Origin of the sequence: Pseudomonas sp. 22189 (assembly GCF_052045635.1) — a bacterium.
GTDB lineage: Bacteria > Pseudomonadota > Gammaproteobacteria > Pseudomonadales > Pseudomonadaceae > Aquipseudomonas > Aquipseudomonas parakoreensis.
In genome coordinates this window covers 44027-67664 of the sequence record NZ_JBQEPG010000006.1, presented here as the reverse complement: position 1 = coordinate 67664, position 23638 = coordinate 44027, and the positions used below count along the sequence as shown (strand labels likewise).

General features: G+C 62.9%; 25 protein-coding genes. 20 read left to right on the top strand and 5 right to left on the bottom strand.

Features of this window, described 5'->3' with window-relative positions; genetic code table 11:
* The first annotated feature begins 3 nt into the window (after nucleotides 1-3).
* The 18 genes from ACTJKS_RS08040 (at nucleotide 4) to ACTJKS_RS07955 (ending at nucleotide 17142) form a co-directional block, all read left to right on the top strand.
* Nucleotides 4-258 carry an acyl carrier protein gene (locus ACTJKS_RS08040; protein ID WP_041074867.1) on the top strand — a complete coding sequence of 85 codons (255 nt, stop codon included), beginning with the start codon at nucleotides 4-6 and terminating at the stop codon, nucleotides 256-258.
* Nucleotides 255-800: a hypothetical protein gene (locus ACTJKS_RS08035; RefSeq protein WP_086793854.1), complete on the top strand. Its 546-nt coding sequence runs from the start codon at nucleotides 255-257 to the stop codon at nucleotides 798-800. The genes ACTJKS_RS08040 and ACTJKS_RS08035 overlap by 4 nt, the downstream gene beginning before the upstream one ends.
* Nucleotides 797-2476, top strand: coding sequence for an acyl-CoA synthetase family protein (locus tag ACTJKS_RS08030; RefSeq protein WP_108181465.1), 1680 nt, complete (start codon nucleotides 797-799; stop codon nucleotides 2474-2476). The genes ACTJKS_RS08035 and ACTJKS_RS08030 overlap by 4 nt, the downstream gene beginning before the upstream one ends.
* A complete protein-coding gene (locus ACTJKS_RS08025) occupies nucleotides 2469-3203 on the top strand; it encodes a glycosyltransferase family 2 protein (protein WP_108181464.1) in 735 nt (244 codons plus the stop codon). The genes ACTJKS_RS08030 and ACTJKS_RS08025 overlap by 8 nt, the downstream gene beginning before the upstream one ends.
* Nucleotides 3200-4147, top strand: a complete 948-nt coding sequence (locus ACTJKS_RS08020; RefSeq protein ID WP_108181463.1) for an LpxL/LpxP family acyltransferase — start codon at nucleotides 3200-3202, stop codon at nucleotides 4145-4147. The genes ACTJKS_RS08025 and ACTJKS_RS08020 overlap by 4 nt, the downstream gene beginning before the upstream one ends.
* Entirely contained in the window at nucleotides 4128-5672 is a 1545-nt protein-coding gene (locus tag ACTJKS_RS08015; RefSeq protein WP_108181462.1) for an HAL/PAL/TAL family ammonia-lyase, read from the top strand. Before ACTJKS_RS08020 ends, ACTJKS_RS08015 begins: the two co-directional genes overlap by 20 nt.
* The gene (locus tag ACTJKS_RS08010) at nucleotides 5665-6090 is read left to right on the top strand and encodes an acyl-CoA thioesterase (RefSeq protein ID WP_108181461.1); all 426 of its coding nucleotides are present in this window, start codon (nucleotides 5665-5667) and stop codon (nucleotides 6088-6090) included. The genes ACTJKS_RS08015 and ACTJKS_RS08010 overlap by 8 nt, the downstream gene beginning before the upstream one ends.
* On the top strand, nucleotides 6087-6689 hold the full coding sequence (locus ACTJKS_RS08005) for an outer membrane lipoprotein carrier protein LolA (protein WP_108181460.1): 603 nt from the start codon (nucleotides 6087-6089) through the stop codon (nucleotides 6687-6689). The genes ACTJKS_RS08010 and ACTJKS_RS08005 overlap by 4 nt, the downstream gene beginning before the upstream one ends.
* A complete protein-coding gene (locus ACTJKS_RS08000) occupies nucleotides 6673-9012 on the top strand; it encodes an MMPL family transporter (protein WP_108181459.1) in 2340 nt (779 codons plus the stop codon). The genes ACTJKS_RS08005 and ACTJKS_RS08000 overlap by 17 nt, the downstream gene beginning before the upstream one ends.
* Nucleotides 9009-10172: a sodium:proton antiporter gene (locus ACTJKS_RS07995; protein ID WP_108181458.1), complete on the top strand. Its 1164-nt coding sequence runs from the start codon at nucleotides 9009-9011 to the stop codon at nucleotides 10170-10172. The genes ACTJKS_RS08000 and ACTJKS_RS07995 overlap by 4 nt, the downstream gene beginning before the upstream one ends.
* Nucleotides 10159-11406 carry an NAD(P)/FAD-dependent oxidoreductase gene (locus tag ACTJKS_RS07990; protein WP_198758215.1) on the top strand — a complete coding sequence of 416 codons (1248 nt, stop codon included), beginning with the start codon at nucleotides 10159-10161 and terminating at the stop codon, nucleotides 11404-11406. Before ACTJKS_RS07995 ends, ACTJKS_RS07990 begins: the two co-directional genes overlap by 14 nt.
* Nucleotides 11403-12128 carry a class I SAM-dependent methyltransferase gene (locus ACTJKS_RS07985; protein ID WP_041074885.1) on the top strand — a complete coding sequence of 242 codons (726 nt, stop codon included), beginning with the start codon at nucleotides 11403-11405 and terminating at the stop codon, nucleotides 12126-12128. Before ACTJKS_RS07990 ends, ACTJKS_RS07985 begins: the two co-directional genes overlap by 4 nt.
* Nucleotides 12128-12706, top strand: a complete 579-nt coding sequence (locus ACTJKS_RS07980) for a hypothetical protein (RefSeq protein ID WP_440828814.1) — start codon at nucleotides 12128-12130, stop codon at nucleotides 12704-12706. The genes ACTJKS_RS07985 and ACTJKS_RS07980 overlap by 1 nt, the downstream gene beginning before the upstream one ends.
* The gene (locus tag ACTJKS_RS07975) at nucleotides 12703-13899 is read left to right on the top strand and encodes a beta-ketoacyl-[acyl-carrier-protein] synthase family protein (RefSeq protein WP_108181456.1); all 1197 of its coding nucleotides are present in this window, start codon (nucleotides 12703-12705) and stop codon (nucleotides 13897-13899) included. Before ACTJKS_RS07980 ends, ACTJKS_RS07975 begins: the two co-directional genes overlap by 4 nt.
* Complete coding sequence (locus ACTJKS_RS07970; protein WP_041074889.1) at nucleotides 13896-14360, top strand: hotdog family protein; 465 nt, start codon at nucleotides 13896-13898, stop codon at nucleotides 14358-14360. The genes ACTJKS_RS07975 and ACTJKS_RS07970 overlap by 4 nt, the downstream gene beginning before the upstream one ends.
* Nucleotides 14353-15081 carry a 3-oxoacyl-ACP reductase FabG gene (gene fabG / locus ACTJKS_RS07965; RefSeq protein ID WP_108181455.1) on the top strand — a complete coding sequence of 243 codons (729 nt, stop codon included), beginning with the start codon at nucleotides 14353-14355 and terminating at the stop codon, nucleotides 15079-15081. The genes ACTJKS_RS07970 and fabG overlap by 8 nt, the downstream gene beginning before the upstream one ends.
* A complete protein-coding gene (locus tag ACTJKS_RS07960; protein WP_108181454.1) occupies nucleotides 15081-16307 on the top strand; it encodes a beta-ketoacyl-ACP synthase in 1227 nt (408 codons plus the stop codon). Before fabG ends, ACTJKS_RS07960 begins: the two co-directional genes overlap by 1 nt.
* Nucleotides 16308-16332: 25 nt before the next feature.
* Nucleotides 16333-17142 (top strand): hypothetical protein, encoded by an 810-nt coding sequence (locus ACTJKS_RS07955; protein ID WP_041074895.1) that lies wholly within the window; start codon nucleotides 16333-16335, stop codon nucleotides 17140-17142.
* 56 nt (nucleotides 17143-17198) lie between these two features.
* Here ACTJKS_RS07955 and ACTJKS_RS07950 read toward each other — a convergent pair whose 3' ends face one another.
* Both ACTJKS_RS07950 and ACTJKS_RS07945 read right to left on the bottom strand, forming a co-directional pair.
* Nucleotides 17199-17486, bottom strand: coding sequence for an addiction module antidote protein (locus tag ACTJKS_RS07950; RefSeq protein ID WP_007943750.1), 288 nt, complete (start codon nucleotides 17484-17486; stop codon nucleotides 17199-17201).
* Entirely contained in the window at nucleotides 17483-17788 is a 306-nt protein-coding gene (locus ACTJKS_RS07945; RefSeq protein ID WP_041074898.1) for a type II toxin-antitoxin system RelE/ParE family toxin, read from the bottom strand. Before ACTJKS_RS07945 ends, ACTJKS_RS07950 begins: the two co-directional genes overlap by 4 nt.
* Nucleotides 17789-17905: 117 nt before the next feature.
* Between ACTJKS_RS07945 and ACTJKS_RS07940 the strand changes: the two genes are divergently transcribed.
* Nucleotides 17906-18343 carry an excinuclease gene (locus ACTJKS_RS07940; protein WP_108181453.1) on the top strand — a complete coding sequence of 146 codons (438 nt, stop codon included), beginning with the start codon at nucleotides 17906-17908 and terminating at the stop codon, nucleotides 18341-18343.
* A 104-nt stretch (nucleotides 18344-18447) separates the two neighbouring features.
* Here the strand turns inward: ACTJKS_RS07940 and ACTJKS_RS07935 are convergent, their stop codons facing one another.
* Nucleotides 18448-19350 (bottom strand): LysR family transcriptional regulator, encoded by a 903-nt coding sequence (locus tag ACTJKS_RS07935; protein WP_108181452.1) that lies wholly within the window; start codon nucleotides 19348-19350, stop codon nucleotides 18448-18450.
* A gap of 178 nt (nucleotides 19351-19528) precedes the next feature.
* On the opposite strand from ACTJKS_RS07935, the gene ACTJKS_RS07930 reads away from it, so the two are divergent.
* On the top strand, nucleotides 19529-20743 hold the full coding sequence (locus ACTJKS_RS07930) for an MFS transporter (protein ID WP_440828819.1): 1215 nt from the start codon (nucleotides 19529-19531) through the stop codon (nucleotides 20741-20743).
* A 133-nt stretch (nucleotides 20744-20876) separates the two neighbouring features.
* On the opposite strand, the gene hemE is transcribed toward ACTJKS_RS07930, so the two are convergent.
* Nucleotides 20877-21944, bottom strand: coding sequence for a uroporphyrinogen decarboxylase (hemE, locus tag ACTJKS_RS07925; RefSeq protein WP_007968321.1), 1068 nt, complete (start codon nucleotides 21942-21944; stop codon nucleotides 20877-20879).
* A 253-nt stretch (nucleotides 21945-22197) separates the two neighbouring features.
* Nucleotides 22198-23616, bottom strand: a complete 1419-nt coding sequence (locus tag ACTJKS_RS07920) for an FAD-dependent oxidoreductase (RefSeq protein ID WP_007909438.1) — start codon at nucleotides 23614-23616, stop codon at nucleotides 22198-22200.
* Nucleotides 23617-23638 lie beyond the last annotated feature (22 nt).

The window sequence follows — 23638 nt, the reverse complement described above, 5'->3', positions numbered from 1 at the left end:
ACCATGCAAACTCGTGACGACATTTTCAACACCCTGCGCGATGCCTTGGTCGAGCTGTTCGAACTGGATCCGGGGCGCATCAGCCTGGAGTCCAACCTGTATCAGGATCTGGAGATCGACAGCATCGACGCGGTCGATCTGATCGATCACATCAAACGCCAGACCGGCAAGAAAATCGCCGCCGAAGAATTCAAGTCGGTGCGCACCGTCGGCGACGTGGTCGAGGCGGTCTACCGTCTGGTTCAACCGGCCGCATGAGCCGATTGATCGGCCTCGGCCTGCTGCTGGCGGGGCTGCTGTACCCCTTTGCGGTGTATTTCGGCATGGAGCACTTCGCCCCGTGGCAGTTCGGGCTGCTGCTGGGTAGCCTGTGGCTGGCGCGCGCCCTGACTGGCGAGCGCAAGCCAGGCAGTCTGTGGATGGCCTGCGTGGCGATCGTGTTCTGCCTGCTGCTGGCGCTGTTTGACAGTCCGCTGTTGCTGCGCTGGTACCCGGTGCTGATCAGCGGCTTCATGCTGGTGCTGTTCAGCCTGAGTCTGAAATGGGGCCCGCCGATGGTCGAGCGCCTGGCGCGACTGCGCGAGCCGCAACTGCCGCCCGAGGCGATCCGCTACACCCGTCAGGTCACCGTGGCCTGGAGCGTGTTTTTCTTCTGCAACGGTTTGTGCGCCGCGCTCCTGACCCTGTGGGCACCGCTGCATTGGTGGATGTTGTACACCGGCCTGATCTCCTACGGATTGATCGGCCTGATGTTTGCCATTGAATGGCTGATACGACAACGGGTAAGAGGCCGTAAATGAACTGGATAAAACTTGAGCAACTGTTGCTCAAGGCCCTGCCGGGACGAGCGATCACCGACACCCCGGCCCTCGACCATGCGCAACTGCGCGAGCAGGCGCTGCGCGTTGCCGCCGGCCTGCAGGCACGCGGCGTGCAGCACATGGCGGTGCATCTGGAGGATGCCGCCGACCTCGCCATCGCCCTGCTCGGGGCCTGGCGCGCCGGCGTCAGCGTCCTGTTGCCCGCGGACCTGCAAGCGCAGACCCGCCAGCGCTGGTCGAGCGAAGTCGATCTGTGGCTAAGCGATCACTCCGATGATTCACACCTGAGCGATCTGTTGCAGCCTGCCCTGCCCGGCGCCGAACTGGATCTCGACCAGTGCCGCCTGAGCCTGTGCACCTCCGGCTCCAGCGGTGAGCCCAAGCGCATCGACAAGACCCTGCGCCAACTGGCCAACGAGGTCGAAGCCCTGGAGCAGCTGTGGGGGGCGGATCTGGGTGAAGCCTGGATCATCGGCAGTGTCGCCACTCAGCACATCTACGGCTTGTTGTTCCGCGTGCTGTGGCCGCTGTGCGCGGGACGGCCGTTCGTGCGCAGGCAACTGGCGTTCCCGGAAGATCTGCAACGCGCCAGCCGCGAGCATCCGGCCTTCGCCTGGGTCGGCAGCCCGGCGCTGCTCAAGCGCATGGGCGACAACCTCGACTGGCCGGCACTGAGTGCCGTGCGCCGGGTGTTTTCTTCCGGCGGCGCATTACCCGCAGACGCGGCGCAAAGCCTGCAGCAACGCTTGCAACAGTGGCCGACCGAAATCCTCGGCAGCTCGGAAACCGGCGGCATCGCCTGGCGCCAAGGCGCCAGCCTGTGGCAGCCCTTCGCCGGGGTTGAACTGAGCCAGGACAGCGACGGCGCCCTGCTGATCGCTTCCCCCTATTTGCCGGCGGGGCATGTCGAACACACCGCCGACGCTGCGTGCATCGCTGCCGACGGGCGTTTCGAACTGCTCGGGCGGCTGGACCGTATCGTCAAACTCGAAGAGAAGCGCATTTCCCTGCCGATGCTGGAACAGGCACTGGGCGCCCATGACTGGGTCGCCGAAGCACGGCTGGGCGTGGTTCAGGAAAACCGCGCAGTACTCGGCGCCTTGCTGGTGCTCAGCGACGCCGGCCTGTTTGCCTTGCGTGAACACGGCCGCCGCAGCCTGACCGAAGCCCTGCGCAAGCACCTGAGCCAGCATTGCGAAGCGCTGGCCTTGCCCCGGCGCTGGCGTCTGGTGCGGCAACTGCCGCTGAACAGCCAGGGCAAACTGCCCCAGGCCGACATCGAAGCACTGTTGCTGGCGCCACGGCCGAAAGCGCCAGAAGTGCTGGAGCAAGTCGAAACCGACAGCGAGTGGAGCCTGCAATTGAGTGTTCCACCGGATCTGGCCTACTTCAGCGGCCACTTCCCCAAAGCCCCGGTGCTGCCCGGCGTGGTGCAGGTCGAATGGGCACTGAACCTCGGCCGACAACTGCTGAACCTGCCCGGCAAATTTGCCGGCATGGAAGTGCTGAAATTCCAGCAACTGGTGCGCCCGGGCGATGAAGTCCAGCTGCATCTGCGTTTCGATCCCGAGCGCGGCAAGCTGTATTTCGCCTACCGCAATGACACCGCGACCTGCTCCAGCGGACGCATCCTGCTAGGAGCCGCCGATGCATAACCCTTGCGCCGTAATTCCGGTCTACAACCATGAAACCGCGATCGGCACCGTGGTCGACGCCCTGCTCGCCCAGGACCTGCCGTGCATTCTGGTGGACGACGCGAGCACCCCGTCGTGCGCGCGCGTGCTGGATGCGCTGGCCGAGCGTGATCAGGTGCATCTGGTGCGCCTGACCCTCAATCAGGGCAAGGGCGGCGCGGTGATGACCGGCCTGCGCGAAGCGGCGCGTCTGGGCTTCACCCATGCCCTGCAAGTGGACGCCGATGGCCAGCACGACCTGCACGACGTCGCGCGTTTCGTCGCGGAATCCCGCGCCCACCCGGACGCGATGATCTGCGGTTATCCGCTGTTCGACGAGAGCGTGCCCAAGGGCCGCTTGTACGCGCGTTATCTGACTCATGTGATGGTCTGGATCAACACGCTGTCGCTGCAGATCCGCGATTCGATGTGCGGCTTTCGCGTCTACCCGCTGACTCCGACGCTGGCGCTGATCGACTCGGCGCGGGTCGGCAAGCGCATGGATTTCGACTCCGACATCCTCGTGCGCCTGGCGTGGCGCAACCAGCCGATGCGCTGGCTACAGACCAGCGTGCATTACCCGCTGGACGGCGTCTCGCACTTCCGCCTGTTCCTCGACAACGCGCTGATTTCCAGCATGCATACCCGGTTGTTCTTCGGCATGCTGCTGCGCCTGCCCGTCATCCTCTGGCGACGGTGGCGCACATGAGCGTCGAAACCGACAAGAAGCACTGGGCCGACCGAGAAGAGCGCGGCAGCTTCCTGCTGATGAAATTCACCGCAGTCGCCGCTAAAGTGCTTGGCCGACGCCTGCTCAGTCCGCTGCTGTACGGCATCGTCCTGTACTTCTTCCTGTTCGGCCGTACCGCGCGCAACAGTGCCTGGCAATACCAGCAACGGCTGGCCGACTGGAGCAACCGCGCCGAATTGCGCCCGAGTTACTGGCGCGTGTTCCGCCAGTTCATGGCGTTCGCCGATTCGCTGCTCGACAAGCTCGACGTGTGGAACGGCAAGCTGCGCATCGAGCAAATCGAAATCATCGACCCGGCACTGCTGCGCAATCAGCTGCGCGGCAGTCGCGGGCAACTGCTGGTCGGCGCGCATCTGGGCAACCTCGAAGTGTGCCGCGCACTGGCCGAGATTGGCGAAAAGGTCACCATGAACGTGTTGGTACACACCAAGCACGCCGAACAGTTCAACCGCTTGCTGGGCGAGGCCGGCGCGACCAATCTGCGCCTGATTCAGGTCAGCGAACTGGACCCGGTGATCATGCTGCAACTGCACGAACGCCTGGAGCGCGGTGAATGGCTGGCGATTGCCGGCGACCGCGTGCCGTTGCACGGCGGGCGCAGCGTCAGCGTGGATTTTCTCGGCCACCCGGCAGCGTTTCCGCAAGGCCCGTGGTTGCTGGCCGGTTTGCTCAAATGCCCGGTCAACCTGCTGATGTGCCTGAAACAACCGGACGGTCACTATCGCCTGACCCTCGAACCGTTTGCCGACAGCGTGGTGTGGACGCGCCGCGAGCGCGAGCAGGTCATTCATCAGTGGGCCACCCGCTACGCGCAGCGCCTGAGTCACTATTGCCTCCAAGCCCCGCACCAATGGTTCAACTTTTACCCTTTCTGGAAGACCGATGACGACGCCAACCCATGAGCCGGTAACCTTCGGCGAACGCCCTTTGCGCATCGAAGACGTGCTGGCCCTGGCCAACCGTCAGGCGCCCGTGCAGTTGCAGAGCGACGCCGCTTACCGTGAGCGCATCGCCAAAGGCGCGCGGTTTCTCGATTCGCTGCTGGACAAGGAAGGCGTGATCTACGGCGTGACCACCGGTTACGGCGATTCCTGCGTGGTCGCGGTGCCGCTGCATCACGTCGAGGCACTGCCGCGTCATCTCTACACCTTCCACGGTTGCGGCCTCGGCAAACTGCTCGACCCGCAAGCCACCCGCGCCGTGCTGGCGGCGCGCTTGCAGTCGCTGTGCCACGGCGTGTCCGGCGTGCGCATCGAACTGCTGGAGCGCCTGCACGCCTTCCTTGAGCACGACATCCTGCCGCTGATCCCCGAAGAAGGTTCGGTGGGTGCCAGCGGTGATCTGACACCGCTGTCCTACGTCGCCGCGACCCTGTCCGGCGAGCGCGAAGTGTGGTTCCGTGGCGAGCGTCGCCAGGCTGCCGACGTGCATCGTGAACTCGGCTGGACGCCGCTGGTGCTGCGCCCGAAAGAAGCGCTGGCGTTGATGAACGGCACTGCGGTGATGACCGGACTGGCCTGCCTGGCCTACGCCCGCGCCGACTATCTGCTGCAACTGGCCACGCGCATCACCGCGCTCAACGTGGTCGCGCTGCAAGGCAATCCGGAACACTTCGACGAGCGTCTGTTCGCCGCCAAGCCGCATCCGGGGCAGATGCAGGTCGCCGCGTGGCTGCGCAAGGATCTGGCGATCGACGCGCCGACCGCGCCGCTGCATCGCCTGCAGGATCGCTACTCGCTGCGCTGCGCCCCGCACGTGCTCGGGGTGCTGGCCGACAGCCTGAACTGGCTGCGCTCGTTCATCGAGACCGAACTCAACAGCGCCAACGACAACCCGATCATCGACGCCGAAGCCGAACGCGTGCTGCACGGCGGGCACTTCTACGGCGGGCACATCGCGTTCGCCATGGACAGCCTGAAAAATCTGGTGGCCAACGTCGCCGACCTGCTCGACCGGCAACTCGCGCTGCTGGTCGACGAGCGCTACAACCACGGTTTGCCGAGCAACCTGTCCGGCGCCCCGGCGGAGCGCGCCATGATCAACCACGGCTTCAAGGCCGTGCAGATCGGCACCAGTGCCTGGACCGCCGAAGCGCTGAAAAACACCATGCCGGCCAGCGTGTTCTCGCGCTCCACCGAGTGCCACAACCAGGACAAGGTGAGCATGGGCACCATCGCCGCCCGTGACGCGATCCGCGTGCTGGAGCTGACCGAACAGGTCGCCGCCGCCACGTTGCTCGCGGCCAATCAAGGCGTGTGGTTGCGCGGTCGTGATGAAGACGCGCGTGCGCTGCCACCTTCGCTGGCCGCCATGCACGAAGAGCTGGCCAAGGACTTCCCGCCGGTGATCGAAGACCGTGCACTCGAAGGCGAACTGCGCCTGTGCCTGCAACGCATCGCCGAGCAACACTGGAGGCTGCATGCGTAGCGCCGGAGTGCTGCACGCCGACACGGAAATCCTCGTGCCGTTTTTTGACGTCGACACTATGCACGTGGTCTGGCACGGGCATTACGTCAAATACCTGGAAGTGGCGCGCTGCGCGCTGCTCGACCAGATCGGCCACAACTACACGCAGATGTCCGAGTCCGGTTACGCGTGGCCGATCATCGACCTGCAAATGCGTTATGTGCGCGGCGCGGTGTTCGGCCAGCGCCTGAACGTGCGCGCCAGTCTGGTGGAGTGGGAGAACCGCTTGAAGATCAATTATCTGATCACCGACTTGCAGACCGGCGAACGCCTGACCCGCGCCAGCTCGGTGCAGGTGGCGGTCGAAATAAGCAGCCGCGAAATGCAACTGGCTTCCCCCAAAGTGTTCACCGATGCGGTGCAAAGGATGCTGCGATGAACCTGTTCTGCAAAGGCCTTGGCGCGCTGGCGCTGCTCGCCGTGTCGATGCTGGCAAACGCCTTCGACCTGCAACAGCTGAGCGAACAACTGGCGAAACCGGACGTTATCCACGGCCAGTTCATTCAGGAAAAACACCTGCGCGCCCTGCCTCAGCCGTTGCTCAGCAAGGGCAGCTTCGTGCTGGCGAAAAACCACGGTCTGCTCTGGCTGCTCAAGACCCCGCTGCAACAGGATTACCGCATCACCGCCAACGGCATCGCCCGTCGTGACGGCAACGCTTGGCAGTTGCTGCCGAACAAGAGCGCCGGGGCCGAACAGAACCGTTTGTTCCTCGCCGTGCTGCAAGGTGACAGCAGCGGCTTGCAGCGGGATTTCGAACTGGCCCTGAGCGGCGACGCACAGCAGTGGAAACTCACCCTGACCCCGCGTTCGGTGCTGCTCAAGCAAGTGTTCAATCAGATCAATATCAACGGTGGTGAGCTGGTACAGACCATCGAACTGCTGGAAACCCAGGGCGACAGCACCGTGCTGCGCATGCAGGACAGCATTGCAAACCAGCCGTTGAGCGAAGCGGAGCAACATGACTTTGCCGAGTGAACGCAGGCTGCCGTGGCTGTTCCTGATCCTGCTGCTGGCGGTTGTCGCGCTGGCCGGGTGGCAGTGGCGCGACGGTGCGCCGCTGTCGGCCAACCTCATGGAACTGGTGCCCGGGACCAACCCTGACGCCCTCGAACTGCGCGCCGAACAGCGCATGCAGGAGCCGCTCAATCGGGAAATGCTGGTGCTGGTCGGGCACGCCGATCGCCAGCAAGCGCTGGCCATGGCGCAAACCCTCGGCGAGCAATGGCAAGCCAGCGGTCTGTTCGAAAAGGTCCAGTGGAATCTGCAGGCAGACCTCCCGGCGCTGCGCACGCAACTGCTGCAAGGGCGGCTGGCGATGCTCTCGGCGGATGACCGGCAACTGCTGACCGAGCATCCCGATGCGTTCATTCAGCAACGGGTGCAGGCGCTGTTCGACCCGTTCAACGGTTTCACCTTGGTACCGAGCCAGGACGACTGGCTGGGCCTGACCGGGCGCATCCAGAACAGCCAGCCGAAACACGGTGCGGTGCAACTGGACATCGGCAGCGGCGCACTGGTCGCCGATGCGGACGGAAAAAGCTGGGTGCTGCTGCGCGCGCGCACCACCGGCAATGCCTTCGACATGAACCTGCCGCTGAAAGTCGCCGATCTGTTGCAGCACAGTCGCGAGCAAGCGGCGAAATCCGATGTACAACTGTTGGCCGCCAGCGGTCTGCTGTACGCCGCCAACGGTCAGCAGCAAGCCACCCGCGAAATGACCTGGGTCGGCGGCGGCGCCACCCTCGGTATTCTGCTGTTGCTGCTGTTGGCGTTTCGTCGCTGGCGGGTGCTGATGGCGTTCGTGCCGGTGCTGGTGGGCATGCTGTTCGGCGCGGTGGCCTGCGTCGCGGTGTTCGGCCACATGCATGTGATGACGCTGGTGCTCGGCTCCAGCCTGATCGGCGTGGCGGTGGATTACCCGCTGCACTATCTGTCGAAAAGCTGGAGCCTCAAGCCGTGGCGCAGTTGGCCGGCGCTGCGCCTGACCCTGTCCGGGCTGACGCTGAGCCTGATCACCAGCGCCATCGGTTATCTGGCGCTGGCCTGGACGCCCTTTCCGGCGTTGACGCAAATCGCGGTGTTCTCCGCTGCCGGCTTGCTCGGCGCGTATCTGTCGGCGGTGTGCCTGCTGCCGGCCCTGCTGAAAAACGTTGAGCTGCAACCGGCGCAATGGCCGCTGCGCCTGGCCGAGCGCTTGGTGCAACTGCGCGAAAACCTGCTCGAACACGTACGCACCCCGGTGCTGCTGGCGCTGCTGATCGCCTTCTGCGCTGGCGGTCTGGTGCAGCTGCAAAGCAAAAACGACATTCGCCAATGGGTCGGCGCGCCACAACGCCTGACCGATGAGGCGCAGACCATCGCACGCATCACCGGCTATCAGCCGACCAGCCAGTTCTTTCTGGTGCGCGGGGCCAATCAGCAGGAGTTGCTGGAGCGTCAGGCCGCGCTGAGCGAACGCCTGCAGCAACTGGTCAACCTCGACAAACTGCAAGGCTATCTGGCCCTCGATCAGTTGCTCAGTCCGCCGAGCCAGCAACAGCAGGTTCGCGAAGCGCTGAGCAAACTGCCGCAACACTGGCAGCCATTGCTCGACCTCGGCGTGCCGCTCGCGGCGTTGCAAACCGAGTTGCAGCAGTTGCAGAGTCTGCCTGCCGAAGACATCGACGCGGCACTGGCCGGGCCGTTGGGCGAACCCTACCGCACGCTGTGGCTCGGCCCGACCGCTGACGGCGTAGCGGCGATGACCAGCCTGCAGGGCCTGAACAATCCGTCCCTGCTGCGGGTGCAGGCGCTGGACTTGCCGGGGGTGATGCTGGTCGATCGGCTCGGTGAATTGAACAACGTGTTTGCCGCGACCCAGATCAGCGCCGCCGAACTGAAGCTCGCCTCCTGCGTATTGATTGTGCTGGTGCTGATCGTGCCGTTCGGCTTCGGCGGCGCGTTGCGCATCGTCGCCCTGCCGCTGCTGGCGGCGCTGTGCAGCCTGGCCAGCCTCGGATGGCTCGGCCAGCCGCTGACCCTGTTCAGCCTGTTCGGCCTGCTGCTGGTGACGGCGATCAGCGTCGATTACGCGATCCTGATGCGTGAACAGGTTGGCGGTGCGGCGGTGAGTCTGCTGGGCACCCTGCTGGCGGCGCTGACGACCTGGTTGTCGTTCGGTTTGCTGGCAGTGTCGAGCACGCCGGCGGTGAGCAACTTCGGCCTGGCGGTAAGCCTCGGGCTGGCCTTCAGCTTCATTCTCGCGCCATGGGCCGGACGTCACGCCCACAGCACCAGCGTCGCGGAGCCGGCAGCGTGATGGTCGTCGGCTTCTGGTTCATGGCCCTGGCGCTGTTCGCCGTGGCGACCCGTATCGGTCGGCACTTCGGCCTGATTCCGATCGTCAGCCAGTTGCTGCTGGCCAGCTTCGGTTTGCCGCTGTTGATGTACTTCTGGATTGAGCCGACCTGGCAACTCAACGGCGCCGAACTGATTGCACCAGGGTGGCTGAAAGACCTCTACAGCCTGAGTTTCGCTCTGCTGCTCGGGCACATTCTCAGTGATGTGATCGACCTGCGTCTGGATCGCCAGAGCGTGAAAATCGCCGTGCCGAGTTTTGCCGTGCCATTTGCCTCCGGTCTGGCGGCCGCCGCTTGGTTGCTGCCAGCGCAACCGTGGCTGAACTCGCTGGCGATCGGTCTGGTGTTCGCGATCACGGCGATCCCGGTGCTGTACCTGTACCTGCGCCACATCGACTACCCGCCCGCCGCCACCCGGCGTCTGGTGCAGACCGCAATCCTCATCGACCTGACCTGCTGGACGCTGTTCGGCCTCGCTCAAGGCAGCCTGCATCTGAGCAGTCTGTTGCTGCCGCTGGGACTGGCCTGCGTGCCGCTGCTGTTGCATCTGTTGCGCGTGCGCCGACCGCTGACCTACAGCCTCGGCTTCTTTGCGCTGCTGGTGTTGGCCGAGCACTACAAACTCAACGCGCTGATTTTCGGCATCGGTTATCTGCTGTGCATGGCCTTGCTGAAAGTGCCGTTGGTGCTGCCATTGCCGGCGCGGTGGATGAGCCGCTTGCAGACGTGGATCGCGATCCCGCTGATCCTCACCTTCGGCATCGTGCAGATCGACGTGCACAGCGCCCTGGCCAGCCTTGGCGCGGTGCAATGGGCGGCGCTGCTGCTGTTGCCGATTGCCAGTAAACTGCTCGGCAACTGGCTCGGGCTGGGCTGGGCCGGTGCATCGTTCGAAGGCGCCAGCCGCTGGCGTGAAAGCGTGTTGCTGAATATTCGCGGCCTGAGCGAAATCGTCTTTCTCAACCTGCTGCTGCAACAACAGCTCATCAGTCCGGCGCTGTACTTCGCGCTGATGCTGATGGGCCTGATCGCGACGCTGTTGCCGGCCCTGATCGGCCTGCACCGCGCGCCTACGAAAACCAGCGCCACTGCGCCCGGGAGCTCACGTGCCAATCGTTGAAATGGAATCCCGTCAGGTCGTGATCATTGGCGCGGGCCCCTCCGGGGCCATCGCCGCCGCGTTGCTCAAGCGCCAGGGCCACGATGTGCTGGTGATCGAGCGCCAGCATTTCCCGAGGTTTTCCATCGGCGAAAGCCTGCTCAGCCATTGCCTGGATTTCGTCGAAGAGGCCGGCATGCTCGATGCAGTCAATGCCGCCGGTTTCCAGCGCAAGACCGGTGCCGCCTTCGCCTGGGGCGAGCGCTACAGCGCCTTCGATTTCAGCGACACCTTCACCGCAGGCAAGCCGACCACGTTCCAGGTGCAGCGCGCCGATTTCGACAAGCTGCTGGCTGATCAGGCTGAATTGCAGGGTGCCGAATTCCGTTACGGCGATGCCATCGTCCGCGTCGATTTCGACCGGGCCAAACCGCAGCTTGACGTGCTGCGCGAAGACGGCAGCGAGTACCGCATCGAAGCGGACTTTGTGCTCGACGCCAGCGGTTACGGGCGCGTGCTGTCGCGTTTGCTTGATCTGGAAGCGCCGTCGAATTTCCCGGTGCGCCAGGCAGTATTCACCCACGTTGAAGATCACATCGATAACCCGGCCTTCGACCGCGAGAAGATCCTCGTCACCACCCACCCCGAGCACCGCGACATCTGGTTCTGGACGATCCCGTTCAGCAACGGGCGCTGCTCGGTGGGCGTGGTGGCTGCTGCCGAGCACTTCAAGGGGCGCGACAGCGATCTGGATGCCTGCCTGCGCGGTTTCATCGGCGAAACGCCGAGCCTCGCCGCTGTATTGAACAACGCGGTGTGGGACACCCCGGCGCGTACCCTCGGCGGTTATGCGGCCAATGTGAAAACCCTGCACGGTCCGGGCTTCGCCCTGCTTGGCAACGCGGCGGAATTTCTCGACCCGGTGTTCTCCTCCGGCGTGACCATCGCCATGCGTTCGGCGAGCATGGCCGCCGCTGTCCTGCACCGGCAGTTGCAGGGGGAAATCGTCGATTGGCAGCGCGAGTTCGCCGAGCCGCTCAAACGTGGCGTCGACACCTTCCGCTGCTACGTCGAGGGCTGGTATGCCGGCACCTTTCAGGACGTGATTTTTTATCAAGACAGTCAGGCGGACATTCGCCGAATGATCTGCTCGATCCTCGCCGGCTACGCCTGGGATGAACGCAATCCGTTCGTCAGCGAAGCACGCCGCCGACTGAAGATGATTTCCGAACTCTGTGCAAAGGACGCCCCATGAATTACTTGAGCGACAGCTACGTCGAGGAAACCCGCTTCGGTTTCTGGTTCCTGCGCAGCCACACCTGGCAGCACCATGTGCTGCGCGTGGCGATCAACGATTTACGCGGATTGTTCAGCGATTCGCTGCCGGCCAATCCGGTGCTGCTGGACGCTGGTTGCGGTCAGGGCAAATCGTTCCGCCACCTGCACCAGACCTTCGCCCCACAGCATCTGATCGGCGTCGACGCCGACCCGCACAGCCTGCAATTGAGCGCCGAAGAAGCGGCGCGGCAGGGCTTCGACGTCGAGCTGATCGGCAGCGACTGCGCGACGCTCAATGTGGCCGATGCCAGTGTTGACCTGCTGTTCTGCCACCAGACCTTTCATCATCTGGTCGAGCAGGAAAAAGCCCTCGCCGAGTTCTACCGCGTGCTCAAACCGGGTGGTTATCTGCTGTTCGCCGAGTCCACCGAGGCATACATTGATACTTGGGTGATCCGCTGGCTGTTCCGCCATCCGATGCAGGTGCAAAAGAGCGCGGCGCAGTACCTGGAGATGATTCGCCAGCAGGGTTTCGAGTTTGGCGAGCGCAATGTTTCGTACCCGTATTTGTGGTGGAGCCGGTCGAAGGATTTCGGACTGCTGGAACGGTTCGGATTGCGCCGGCCGAAGCCGTTTGGCGAGCGTGAGGAAACGTTGGTGAACGTTGTCGCCCGCAAGCCATTGCAGGAATCCATCTGATGTACCACTTTCGATCAGCACAGCTAAACCCCTGTGGGAGCTGGCTTGCCAGCGATAGCGGTGTGTCAGTTAACCANAAGCCAGCTCCCACAAGGTTTGCGGTATGGCTGATTTTGGTGGCATTTGCTTTGCTGAGTGGTTGCGCCAGCCAGGCCCCGCTGCCCGCGAGCGACCCGACGCTGCCGTTACCGCTGCAACTGCACATCGAGCGCCAACAGGCCGATCAGCGTCAGGACTGGCTGTTGGTGATCCAGCGCGAAGGCCCCGGCATCCGCTGGTCGATGATGGATCCGCTGGGCATTCCCCAGGCCCGTCAGCAACTGATCGACGGGCGCTGGCAGGCCGACGGGCTGCTGCCGCCCAATCCCGAAGCCCGGGAGCTGTTTGCCGCGCTGCTGTTCGCCCTGACCCCGTCCGGCGAACTGGCGCGCACTTACCCCACCGCGCAGCAGCAGGGCGAGCAACGCACGCTGGCGCCGCGCTGGACGATCCGTTATGCACAACCGTTGAGTTTCCAATTGAATCTGCCCCAAGGCCCGCACTATCGGGTTTCTCCTCTCGGTGAGCCGACGCCATGACTGCCTACCTCAATGCCCTCGGCGTGATCTGCGCGCTGGGCCGCGACAAGCAACAGGTCGCGCAGAACCTGTTTGCCGGTGACTGCTCGGGCATGCGCCGCGAGTCCGGCTGGGTTGCCGAGCGTGAATTGCCCGTGGCGGCGGTGCATGGTGAGCTGGCGCCTGTTCCGGCCGAACTGACCGACCAGCGCAGCCGCAACAATCAACTGCTGCTGGAAGCCGCGCTGCAGATTCGCGAGGACATCGACCGGGCCATCCAGACGTATGGTCGCGAGCGCATCGGCGTGGTGCTCGGCACCAGCACCTCGGGGATCGACGAGGCCAGCCGCGGGCTGGCGCACTACCTTCGCGAGCAGCAGTTCCCTACCGAGTACGACTATCGGCAACAGGAACTCGGCGCGCCGGCGAACTTTCTCGCCGATTGGCTGCAGCTCAGCGGCCCGGCCTACGTGATTTCCACCGCCTGCACGTCCAGTGCGCGGGCGTTGATGAGCGCACAGCGCCTGCTTGATCTGGGCCTGTGCGACGCGGTGCTGTGCGGCGGGGTCGACAGCCTGTGCAAACTGACGCTCAACGGTTTCAGCGCACTGGAAGCGGTGTCCGACCAGCGCTGCAATCCGTTCTCGGCCAACCGTAACGGCATCAACATCGGCGAAGCGGCGGTGCTGTTTCTGATGAGCCAGCAGCGCAGCGACGGCCCGGCCATTGCCCTGCTCGGCAGCGGCGCCAGCTCCGACGCGCACCATATTTCCGCGCCGGAACCGAGCGGTCGCGGCGCCCTGCAAGCCATGCAGAAAGCCTTGAGCCGCGCACAGTTGCAAGCGGCGCACATCAGCTACCTGAACCTGCATGGCACCGCGACCCAGCACAACGATGCGATGGAAAGTCTGGCAGTCGCCACGCTGTTTCCCGACGGCGTGGCCTGCTCGTCGACCAAGCCGATGACCGGTCACACCCTCGGCGCGGCCGGTGCGCTGGAAGCAGCGTTCTGCTGGCTGAGCCTGAGCGCCGACAACCCGCAACAAGCCTTGCCGCCCCACGTCTGGGACGCCCAGCCCGACCCCGACTTGCCGGCGCTGAAGTGGGTGACCGCGAGCGAACGCCTGTCGTCCATTGCACCCCGCTACCTGATGAGCAATTCGTTTGCCTTCGGCGGCAACAACGTCAGCCTGATTATCGGAGACGCTCCATGAATGACTGGCCGCTCGCCGAACTGCTGCCCCACGCTGGCGACATGATCCTGATCGACCGCATCCTCAGCTTCGACGAAGAGCAGATCCACACCCGCCTCACCGTCAAGCCCGACGGTTTGTTCAACCTGCCAGACGGCAGCCTGCCGGCGTGGGTCGGCATCGAGTTGATGGCGCAAAGCGTAGCCGCCTTCGCCGGTTGCCACGCACGGCAGAAGGGCAACCCGGTCGCGCTGGGTTTCCTCCTCGGGACACGTAAATTCGAGTGCAACGTCGAGGCGTTTCCGGCCGGCAGCGAACTGACCATCCACGGCATTCGTTCGCTGGAAGACGACAACGGCATGGGTGTTTTCGAATGCCATATCAACGCCCCCGGCATTGAGGCCAGCGCACGTTTGAACGTGTTCCGCCCGCCGCAGCCCAGCCAATATCTTGAACAAACCAGGGAGTCGAACGATGACTGAATCCGTACTGGTCACCGGCTCCAGCCGTGGTATCGGCCGCGCCATTGCCTTGCGTCTGGCACAGGCCGGGCACGACATCGTCCTGCATTGCCGCAGCGGCGTTGCCGAAGCGCAAGCGGTACAGGCCGAGATCGAAGCGCTGGGCCGTCACGCGCGCATCCTGCAATTCGACGTCGCCGACCGCGAAGCCTGCAAAACCATCCTTGAAGCTGACGTCGAAACCCACGGTGCTTATTACGGCGTGGTGCTTAACGCCGGCCTGACCCGCGATGGCGCTTTTCCGGCGTTGAGCGATGACGATTGGGACGTGGTGCTGCGCACCAACCTCGACGGTTTCTACAACGTCCTGCACCCGGTGATGATGCCGATGATCCGTCGTCGCGCCGCCGGTCGGATCGTCTGCATCACCTCCGTGTCGGGTTTGATCGGCAACCGGGGCCAGGTCAACTACAGCGCCTCCAAGGCCGGGGTGATCGGCGCTGCGAAGGCGTTGGCGATCGAACTGGGCAAGCGCAAAATCACCGTTAACTGCGTCGCACCGGGCCTGATCGACACAGCGATGCTGGATGAAAACGTGCCGGTGGAAGAGCTGATGAAAATGATCCCCGCACAACGCATGGGCACCCCGGAAGAGGTCGCTGCTGCGGTGAATTTCCTGATGTCGGCGGAAGCTTCGTACATCACCCGCCAGGTCCTGGCGGTCAACGGAGGCTTGTGCTGATGAAGCGCGTCGTCGTCACCGGCATGGCCGGCATCACCTCGCTGGGCAGCGACTGGCAGACCATCTCCGGCAACTTCGCGGCCAACCGCAGCGGCATTCGCCGCATGCACGAGTGGGACCGCTTCAGCGAACTCAACACCCGTCTGGCCGGGCCGATCGATGATTTTCTCGTCCCGGCGCACTGGACCCGCAAGCAACTGCGCAGCATGGGCCGGGTGTCACGGCTGGCGGTGGGTGCGGCGGAGCAGGCGCTGGCTGACGCCGGCCTGCTCGGTGACGAATCGATCAAGGACGGGCGCATGGGTGTGGCGTGTGGTTCGTCCACCGGCAGCACCGACGAGATCAAGGCCTTCGGCAACATGCTGCTGAACTCGGTCGCCGAGGGGCTCAACGCCAACTCCTACGTGCGGATGATGCCGCACACCACCGCGGCCAATATCAGCATTTTCTTCGGCCTCACCGGACGCCTGATCCCGACGTCCAGCGCCTGCACCAGCGGCAGTCAGGGCATTGGCTACGCGTATGAAGCGATCAAGTTCGGACGGCTGCCGCTGATGCTCGCCGGCGGTGCCGAAGAGCTGTGCCCGACCGAAGCCATGGTCTTCGACGCGCTGTACGCCACCAGCCTGAAAAACGACGCGCCACAGACCAGCCCACGTCCATACGACAAGGGCCGCGACGGTCTGGTGATCGGCGAAGGCGGCGGCATGCTGGTGCTCGAAGAGCTGGAGCATGCGCTGGCTCGCGGTGCGCGGATCCACGCCGAGATCGTCGGTTTCGGCAGCAACGCCGACGGCCAGCACACCACTCGCCCCGAGCAGATCACCATGCGCCGGGCCATGGAACTGGCGCTGGAAGACGCCGGGCTGACGCCGGATGCCATCGGTTACGTCAATGGACACGGCACGGCTACAGAACAGGGCGACATTGCCGAAACACTGGCAACCAGCAGTCTGTTCGGCGAACACATGCCGATCAGCTCGCAGAAGAGTTTCCTCGGCCACACGCTGGGGGCCTGCGGCGCGCTGGAGTCGTGGTTCAGCATCGAAATGCTCAATCGCGACCTGTATGTGCACACGCTCAACCTCGACGAAGTCGATCCGCACTGCGGCAAGCTCGATTACCTGCGCGGCGAATTCCGCCAGATGCATCACGACTACGTGATGAACAACAATTTCGCTTTTGGTGGCGTCAACACCTCGTTGATTTTCCGCCGCTGGCACTGACCGCAACACGTTTGGAGTGAAGGGAATGACTCAGTTTCACCGCATCGCCGCCCTGCTGGCCCTGGCCTTGGCCTTGGTGCTCGGCGGTTGCACCAGCAAACCGGTTTACAACGCCAAGGAAGAATTTTCGCCCAACCTCGGTTTCACCCAGGCGCAGATGAGCCGCGCCATCGTCACCGCGCTCAACGACCGCCAGTGGGTGGTGCAGTCGGTTCGCCCGGGCATGATCAAAGCGGCGATCACGGTACGCGGACGCCACCACGCCGAGGTCGACATCCCGTTCAGCCCGACCTCGTTTGAAATCGACTACCGCAGCAGCTACGGCCTCGACGCCAAGGACGGCAAGATCCACGGCAACTACAACCGCTGGGTCAACCGCCTGCGCGACAACGTGCTCAAGGAGTTGTCGATCAACCCGGACATCGAGTTCGTCAACGACCTGGGCATCGTCAAGCAAGGCGCCGACGAGCCGACCTACCTGAGCTTTCGCGAGGGCGTCAAACGCGCCACCGACGCCGGTCTGCTGGACGGCAGCGTGAAGTTCTACCTGGCGGGCGAAACCCTGCCCAAGCAAGTGCGCAAACTCGACACCGTGAGCAGCAGCCGCAAAACCAACGGCTCGAACAAATCCGACACCGACGCCTGCTTCTGGGCGCTGCAATCAGCCCTCGCCACCCTGCAGAACGCCGCGAAAAAAGCCGACGCCAACGCGGTGATCAACATCGCCAGCGTCGACCAGCGCGACCTGTACAAGGACACCGAGAAATTCCAGTGCCGCGCCGGCCTGGTGGTGTCGAGCGTGGCGTTGCGTGGGGATTTGGCACACGTTGATTGATTGACAGTAGAAACGACAAAGGGCGCCTTGCGGCGCCCTTTGCTATTCAGTTCAGCTCAAGTGCTGGCATGTAACTTCAAGCCCAACGCCTTCACCACTTTCAGAATCGTTCCAAACTCAGGATTTCCTTCACCTGACAGTGCACGGTAGAGACTTTCTCGAGACAGCCCGGCGTCACGTGCGACTTGGGTCATGCCTCGCGCTCTCGCAATGGTGCCCAGTGCCTTGGCGATAAAGGCAGGATCATCTCCAGCCTCCTCCATGCAGGCATCCAGATAATTGGCCATGTCCTCTTCTGTCTTGAGGTACTCGGCTGAGTCCCAACGAGTGAATTGTTCGGTCATGGGTTTTGCTCCTGCCAAGACTCCGCGATGAGCCTGGCTTGCTTGATATCTCGGGGTTGGCTGCTCTTGTCTCCACCACAAAGGAGGATGACCACTTGCCGACCTTGTTGCATGAAATAGACTCGATATCCGGGGCCATAGTCAATTCTGACTTCGCTGAGCCCCTCACCGACGGCTTTGACATCACCAAAATTCCCATCGGCCATACGATCAATGCGCACCTGAATACGCATCCTGGCGCGGCTGTCAGCCAGCTTCAAAAGCCAGCTGGAGAATGTTGAACTTCGAATGATCTCAGGCATGACCGAGAGTGTAGCCCTTGAGCTACACATGTACCAGACGGTTTTTTCTGCACCGACGTACGGTGTCTACACTCCATAAATCGTTGAATGCTGACTCGCAAAGTCAAGGAGATGACCATGCAAGTGAAAGCCCTGATCGCCGCCGCACTCCTCGGGTTATTGCCCAGCGCCAGCCACGCCACCAATCTGATGTACATGCCGTTCGAAACTGTGCTCTCGGATGCGATTCGCGCCGGGCGGCTGGATGGCAGTGTGAAGTTTTATCTGGTCGGCAACGGGCCTCAGGGAACTCAGCGGTTGTTGCAGCGCGGTGTGGTCAGCGACTTGAAGACCAACGGTTTCAACAAGAGCGATCACGATTCCTGCGAGTGGGTGCTGCAGTCGAACCTGATCAAGTTGCAGGCCGACGCCAAGCGGGTCGGGGCGAATGCGGTGGTCAATATCGTCAGTTATTACGACCAGCATGTGCGCAAGGATTTGAATACCTATGAGTGTCGGGCAGGGATTTTTGTCACGCGAGTGGCGTTGAAGGGGGATCTGGTGCGGTTGCCCTGAAATATGCAGTGTTCGGGCGAGCGTCTTCGCGAGCAGGCTCGCTCCCACCTTGAAATGCGTTGCCCTGTGGGAGCGAGCCTGCTCGCGATTTGATTGCGCAGCAATCAAGCGTTTGAAGGTTCGACTTTACGCGTCAGCAGTTCGACGAACGCCTTGGCCATTGGCGATTTCTGATCCTTGCGCTGCACCAGCCACACCGCCGACACCGCTTGCGGATCGAGCAAAGGCCGATACACCACACCATCGATGCGCATCCGCTGATAAGACGCTGGCAACACCGACACCCCCAAGCCCGCCGCCACCAGCCCGATGATGGTCATCGCCTCGCCCGCCTCCTGGGCGAAATGCGGGCTGAAGCCGGCGTCCCGCGCCAGGCTGAGTAACTGCGCATACAGACCACTGCCGTAACTGCGTGGGAAAAACACGAACGGTTCGAGGGCCAGGGCTGCCAGGAACAGGCCTTCTTCGCTGCCGTTCACCAGCGGATGCTTGGAGCCGAGCACCGCCACCAGCGGCTCACGCATCAGCTCAACCACGCTCAGCGAATCCGGCAAACCCAGCGGACGCATGATGCCGACTTCGATCGACTCATCCACCAGCGCGTCCGCGACCATGGTGCTGCTCATTTCCCGCAGGTTCAGGTGCACCGCCGGGAAGCGCTGGCGAAACGAAAAAATCGCCTGTGGAATGGTTGAGTTGAACGGCGCCGACGAGGTGAAGCCGATCTTCAGTTCCCCCAACTCTCCGAGTTGCGCCCGCCGTGCAACATCCGCCGCTTTGTCGACTTGAGCCAGCACCAGCCGCGCCTCCTGCAGAAACAATCGGCCGGCCTCGCTCAGCTCGACCCGACGATTGGTGCGCTCGAACAACCGCGCGCCGACCTCTTGCTCCAGCGCCTGAATCTGCTGACTCAGCGGTGGTTGAGAGATCCCCAGCACCTGTGCGGCGCGGCCGAAATGCAATTCTTCGGCGACGGCGATGAAGTAGCGCAGATGACGCAATTCCATGGAAACCCCATTAGGTCGTTAAAGCTATCAAACAGGTCGAACAATATATTGGATAGAAACATTAGCCAGCTATATGATTTTTTCATTGCCTGCCTGGCCGTGCCCTCCGAGGTCTGATGTGAAAACCGCCGCCGCCCCTCTTGCCCATGAAGTTCCGCCTGCCGCGGCGGACGATGTCATCGCCGAGCTGCAGGAGATCTACATCGAAAAAGGCACGCCGATGTTCATGCGCACGGTGCTGGCGCTGTTCAGCGGCGGCTTCGCGACCTTCGCTTTGCTGTATTGCGTGCAGCCGATGATGCCGCTGCTGTCCCACGAGTATGGAATCAACGCGGCGCAGAGCAGCCTGATTCTGTCGGTGGCGACCGGCATGCTGGCCTTCGGTCTGCTGATCACAGGGCCGATCTCTGACCGCATCGGGCGCAAACCGGTGATGGTCGCGGCACTGTTCGCCGCCGCGTTGTGCACGATCGCCAGTTCGATGATGCCGAGCTGGCACGGCGTGCTGATCATGCGCGCGCTGATCGGGCTGTCGTTGAGTGGTCTGGCGGCGGTGGCGATGACGTATTTGAGCGAGGAAATCCATCCGCAGCACATCGGTCTGGCGATGGGCCTGTACATCGGCGGCAACGCGATTGGCGGGATGAGCGGCCGCTTGATCACCGGGGTGCTGATCGACTTCGTCAGTTGGCACACGGCGATGTTGGTGATCGGTGGCCTGGCGCTGGTCGCGGCGGTGGTGTTCTGGAAGATCCTCCCCGAATCGCGCAACTTCCGCTCACGCTCGCTGCATCCGCGCAGCCTGCTCGACGGCTTCACCATGCACTTTCGCGACGCCGGCCTGCCGCTGCTGTTTCTTGAAGCCTTTGTGCTGATGGGCGCGTTCGTCACTCTGTTCAACTACATCGGCTATCGCCTGCTGGCGGCACCGTACAACCTCGATCAGGTGTTCGTTGGCTTGCTGTCGGTGGTGTACCTGTCGGGCATCTACAGTTCGGCCAAAATCGGTTCCCTGGCGGACAAACTGGGACGGCGCAAAGTGCTGTGGGCGACCATCGCGCTGATGTTCGCCGGCCTTGCGCTCACGATGTTCACACCGCTGTTGCTGGTGATCGTCGGCATGCTGATCTTCACGTTCGGCTTCTTCGGCGCGCACTCGGTGGCGAGCAGCTGGATCGGCCGGCGCGCGACCAAGGCCAAGGGTCAGGCGTCGTCGTTGTACCTGTTCAGTTATTACGCCGGCTCCAGCATTGCCGGTACGGCGGGTGGGGTGTTCTGGCATCTGGGCGGCTGGAATGGCATCGGCCTGTTCATTGGTGCGCTGTTGCTGGTGGCGCTGCTGGTGGCGTTGAAACTGGCGAAGTTGCCGCCACTTGGTGGTGTGAAAGCTTAAAAGCAAAAGATCGCAGCCTGCGGCAGCTCCTACAGGGAAACGCGAATNAATGTAGGAGCTGCCGCAGGCTGCGATCTTTTGATCTTGTACAAAAACGCCCGGCATTGGCCGGGCGTTTTTTATTGGGCGTCGATCACTCGTGATACTGCGCTGACAACTCGTGCACCGCACGCAGGAACGCGCCCGCATGCTCCGGATCGACCTCAGGGGTGATGCCGTGGCCGAGGTTGAACACATGGCCGCTGCCCTTGCCGTAGCTGGCCAGAATGCGCCCGACTTCGGTGCGGATCGCTTCCGGTTTGGCGTAGAGCACGGTCGGGTCCATGTTGCCTTGCAGCGCGACCTTGTCGCCAACACGGGCGCGGGCGTTGCCGATGTCGCAGGTCCAGTCCAGACCCAGTGCGTCGGCGCCGGCCTCGGCGATGCTTTCCAGCCACAGGCCGCCGTTCTTGGTGAAGAGGATAACCGGCACCTTGCGCCCGTCGTGTTCGCGAATCAGGCCGCTGACGATTTTCTTCATGTAGGCCAGGGAGAATTCCTGATAAGCCGCCGCCGACAGGTTGCCGCCCCAGGTATCGAAGATCTGCACCGCTTGCGCGCCGGCCTGGATCTGGCCGTTGAGGTACGAGGTCACCGACTGCGCCAGCTTGTCCAGCAGCAGGTGCATGGCTTGCGGGTTGTCGTAGAGCATCGCCTTGGTCTTGCGGAAGTCTTTCGACGAACCGCCTTCGACCATGTAGGTCGCCAAGGTCCACGGGCTGCCGGAGAAGCCGATCAGCGGCACACGGCCGTTCAGCTCGCGGCGGATGGTGCTGACCGCGTCCATCACGTAGCCGAGATCCTTGTGTGGATCCGGGATCGGCAGCGCTTCGATGTCCGCCAGGGTGCTGACGACTTTCTTGAAGCGCGGACCTTCACCGGTCTCGAAGTACAGGCCCTGGCCCATGGCATCGGGAATGGTGAGGATGTCGGAAAACAGGATCGCCGCGTCCAGTTGCGGATAGCGGTCGAGCGGTTGCAACGTGACTTCGCAAGCGAATTCCGGATTCATGCACAGGCTCATGAAATCACCGGCCTGGGCACGGCTGGCGCGGTATTCAGGCAGGTAGCGGCCGGCCTGGCGCATCATCCACACCGGGGTGACGTCAACGGGTTGCTTGAGCAGGGCGCGGAGGAAACGGTCGTTCTTCAGGGCAGTCATGTCGGCATCCGGAAAAAAAGTGCGGGCATTTTCTCAGAGCGCGACGCAAAAGGCACGGATGCAGGTCAGCCTTTTGTCTATCGGGTCAATTTATTGCGTTGGAAAGGCGTTATCAGCAACACCGAGAAACAACTGTGGGAGCGAGCCTGCTCGCGAATAGGCCGGTACATCCAACAGTGAAGTTGGCTGACAGACCGCTTTCGCGAGCAGGCTCGCTCCCACAGGGTTATTGCGTTTGGTTCAGGATCCGAGGTTAGACGCCCAGGTAATCGAGGATCCCTTCAGCCGCATTGCGGCCTTCGAAGATCGCCGTCACCACCAGGTCGGAACCGCGCACCATGTCGCCACCGGCGAAGATTTTCGGGTTGCTGGTCTGGTGCTTGTACTGACCTTGCTCAGGCGCGACGACGCGGCCCTGGCTGTCGGTCTGGATTTCGAACTGTTCAAACCACGGTGCCGGGCTCGGACGGAAACCGAACGCGATGACCACGGCGTCGGCCGGGATGATCTCTTCGGAGCCCGGGATCGGCTCGGGGCTGCGACGGCCACGGGCGTCCGGCTCACCGAGACGGGTCTCGACCACTTTCACGCCTTCGACCTTGTCTTCGCCTACGATCGCGATCGGCTGGCGGTTGTAGAGGAATTTCACGCCTTCTTCCTTGGCGTTCTTCACCTCTTTGCGCGAGCCGGGCATGTTCGCTTCGTCACGACGATAAGCGCAGGTCACCGACTTGGCGCCCTGGCGGATCGAGGTGCGGTTGCAGTCCATCGCCGTGTCGCCACCACCGAGCACCACAACCTTCTTGCCTTTCATGTCGACGAAATCTTCCGGCGACTTTTCAAAGCCCAGATTGCGGTTGACGTTGGCAATCAGGAAATCCAGCGCGTCGTAGACGCCCGGCAGATCCTCACCGGCAAAACCGCCCTTCATGTAGGTGTAGGTGCCCATGCCCATGAACACCGCATCGTATTCGGCAAGCAGTTGCTCCATGGTCACGTCCTTACCGACCTCGGTGTTGAGGCGGAATTCGATGCCCATCCCGGTGAAGACTTCGCGACGATTGCTCAGCACGGTCTTCTCAAGCTTGAACTCGGGAATGCCGAAGGTCAGCAGACCGCCAATTTCCGGGTTCTTGTCGAACACCACCGGGGTCACGCCGCCACGCACCAGCACGTCGGCACAACCCAGACCCGCCGGGCCGGCACCGATGATCGCGACACGCTTGCCGGTCGGCTTGACCTTGGACATGTCCGGGCGCCAGCCCATGGCGAATGCGGTGTCGGTGATGTACTTCTCGACCGAACCGATGGTCACCGCACCGAAACCGTCGTTGAGGGTACAAGCACCCTCGCACAGACGATCCTGCGGGCACACCCGGCCGCAGACTTCCGGCAGGGTGTTGGTCTGGTGCGACAGCTCGGCGGCCTGGAGGATGTTGCCCTCGGCCACCAGCTTCAGCCAGTTGGGAATGAAGTTGTGCACCGGGCACTTCCATTCGCAATACGGGTTGCCGCAACCCAGGCAGCGGTGGGCCTGGTCGGCCGACTGCTGGGGTTTGAACGGTTCGTAGATCTCGACGAACTCTTTCTTGCGTTGACGCAACAGTTTCTTCTTCGGATCCTTGCGCCCGACATCGATGAACTGGAAGTCGTTATTCAGACGTTCAGCCATTGTTAAAACCTCATCAAACTCT

Bases quoted from the DNA above. Each gene is read 5' to 3' on its own strand.
- ACTJKS_RS08040 (WP_041074867.1), top strand. From the start codon at position 4: ATGCAAACTCGTGACGACATTTTCAACACCCTGCGCGATGCCTTGGTC.
- ACTJKS_RS08035 (WP_086793854.1), top strand. From the start codon at position 255: ATGAGCCGATTGATCGGCCTCGGCCTGCTGCTGGCGGGGCTGCTGTAC.
- ACTJKS_RS08030 (WP_108181465.1), top strand. From the start codon at position 797: ATGAACTGGATAAAACTTGAGCAACTGTTGCTCAAGGCCCTGCCGGGA.
- ACTJKS_RS08025 (WP_108181464.1), top strand. From the start codon at position 2,469: ATGCATAACCCTTGCGCCGTAATTCCGGTCTACAACCATGAAACCGCG.
- ACTJKS_RS08020 (WP_108181463.1), top strand. From the start codon at position 3,200: ATGAGCGTCGAAACCGACAAGAAGCACTGGGCCGACCGAGAAGAGCGC.
- ACTJKS_RS08015 (WP_108181462.1), top strand. From the start codon at position 4,128: ATGACGACGCCAACCCATGAGCCGGTAACCTTCGGCGAACGCCCTTTG.
- ACTJKS_RS08010 (WP_108181461.1), top strand. From the start codon at position 5,665: ATGCGTAGCGCCGGAGTGCTGCACGCCGACACGGAAATCCTCGTGCCG.
- ACTJKS_RS08005 (WP_108181460.1), top strand. From the start codon at position 6,087: ATGAACCTGTTCTGCAAAGGCCTTGGCGCGCTGGCGCTGCTCGCCGTG.
- ACTJKS_RS08000 (WP_108181459.1), top strand. From the start codon at position 6,673: ATGACTTTGCCGAGTGAACGCAGGCTGCCGTGGCTGTTCCTGATCCTG.
- ACTJKS_RS07985 (WP_041074885.1), top strand. From the start codon at position 11,403: ATGAATTACTTGAGCGACAGCTACGTCGAGGAAACCCGCTTCGGTTTC.
- ACTJKS_RS07975 (WP_108181456.1), top strand. From the start codon at position 12,703: ATGACTGCCTACCTCAATGCCCTCGGCGTGATCTGCGCGCTGGGCCGC.
- ACTJKS_RS07970 (WP_041074889.1), top strand. From the start codon at position 13,896: ATGAATGACTGGCCGCTCGCCGAACTGCTGCCCCACGCTGGCGACATG.
- fabG (WP_108181455.1), top strand. From the start codon at position 14,353: ATGACTGAATCCGTACTGGTCACCGGCTCCAGCCGTGGTATCGGCCGC.
- ACTJKS_RS07960 (WP_108181454.1), top strand. From the start codon at position 15,081: ATGAAGCGCGTCGTCGTCACCGGCATGGCCGGCATCACCTCGCTGGGC.
- ACTJKS_RS07955 (WP_041074895.1), top strand. From the start codon at position 16,333: ATGACTCAGTTTCACCGCATCGCCGCCCTGCTGGCCCTGGCCTTGGCC.
- ACTJKS_RS07950 (WP_007943750.1), bottom strand. From the start codon at position 17,486: ATGACCGAACAATTCACTCGTTGGGACTCAGCCGAGTACCTCAAGACA.
- ACTJKS_RS07945 (WP_041074898.1), bottom strand. From the start codon at position 17,788: ATGCCTGAGATCATTCGAAGTTCAACATTCTCCAGCTGGCTTTTGAAG.
- ACTJKS_RS07940 (WP_108181453.1), top strand. From the start codon at position 17,906: ATGCAAGTGAAAGCCCTGATCGCCGCCGCACTCCTCGGGTTATTGCCC.
- ACTJKS_RS07935 (WP_108181452.1), bottom strand. From the start codon at position 19,350: ATGGAATTGCGTCATCTGCGCTACTTCATCGCCGTCGCCGAAGAATTG.
- hemE (WP_007968321.1), bottom strand. From the start codon at position 21,944: ATGACTGCCCTGAAGAACGACCGTTTCCTCCGCGCCCTGCTCAAGCAA.
- ACTJKS_RS07920 (WP_007909438.1), bottom strand. From the start codon at position 23,616: ATGGCTGAACGTCTGAATAACGACTTCCAGTTCATCGATGTCGGGCGC.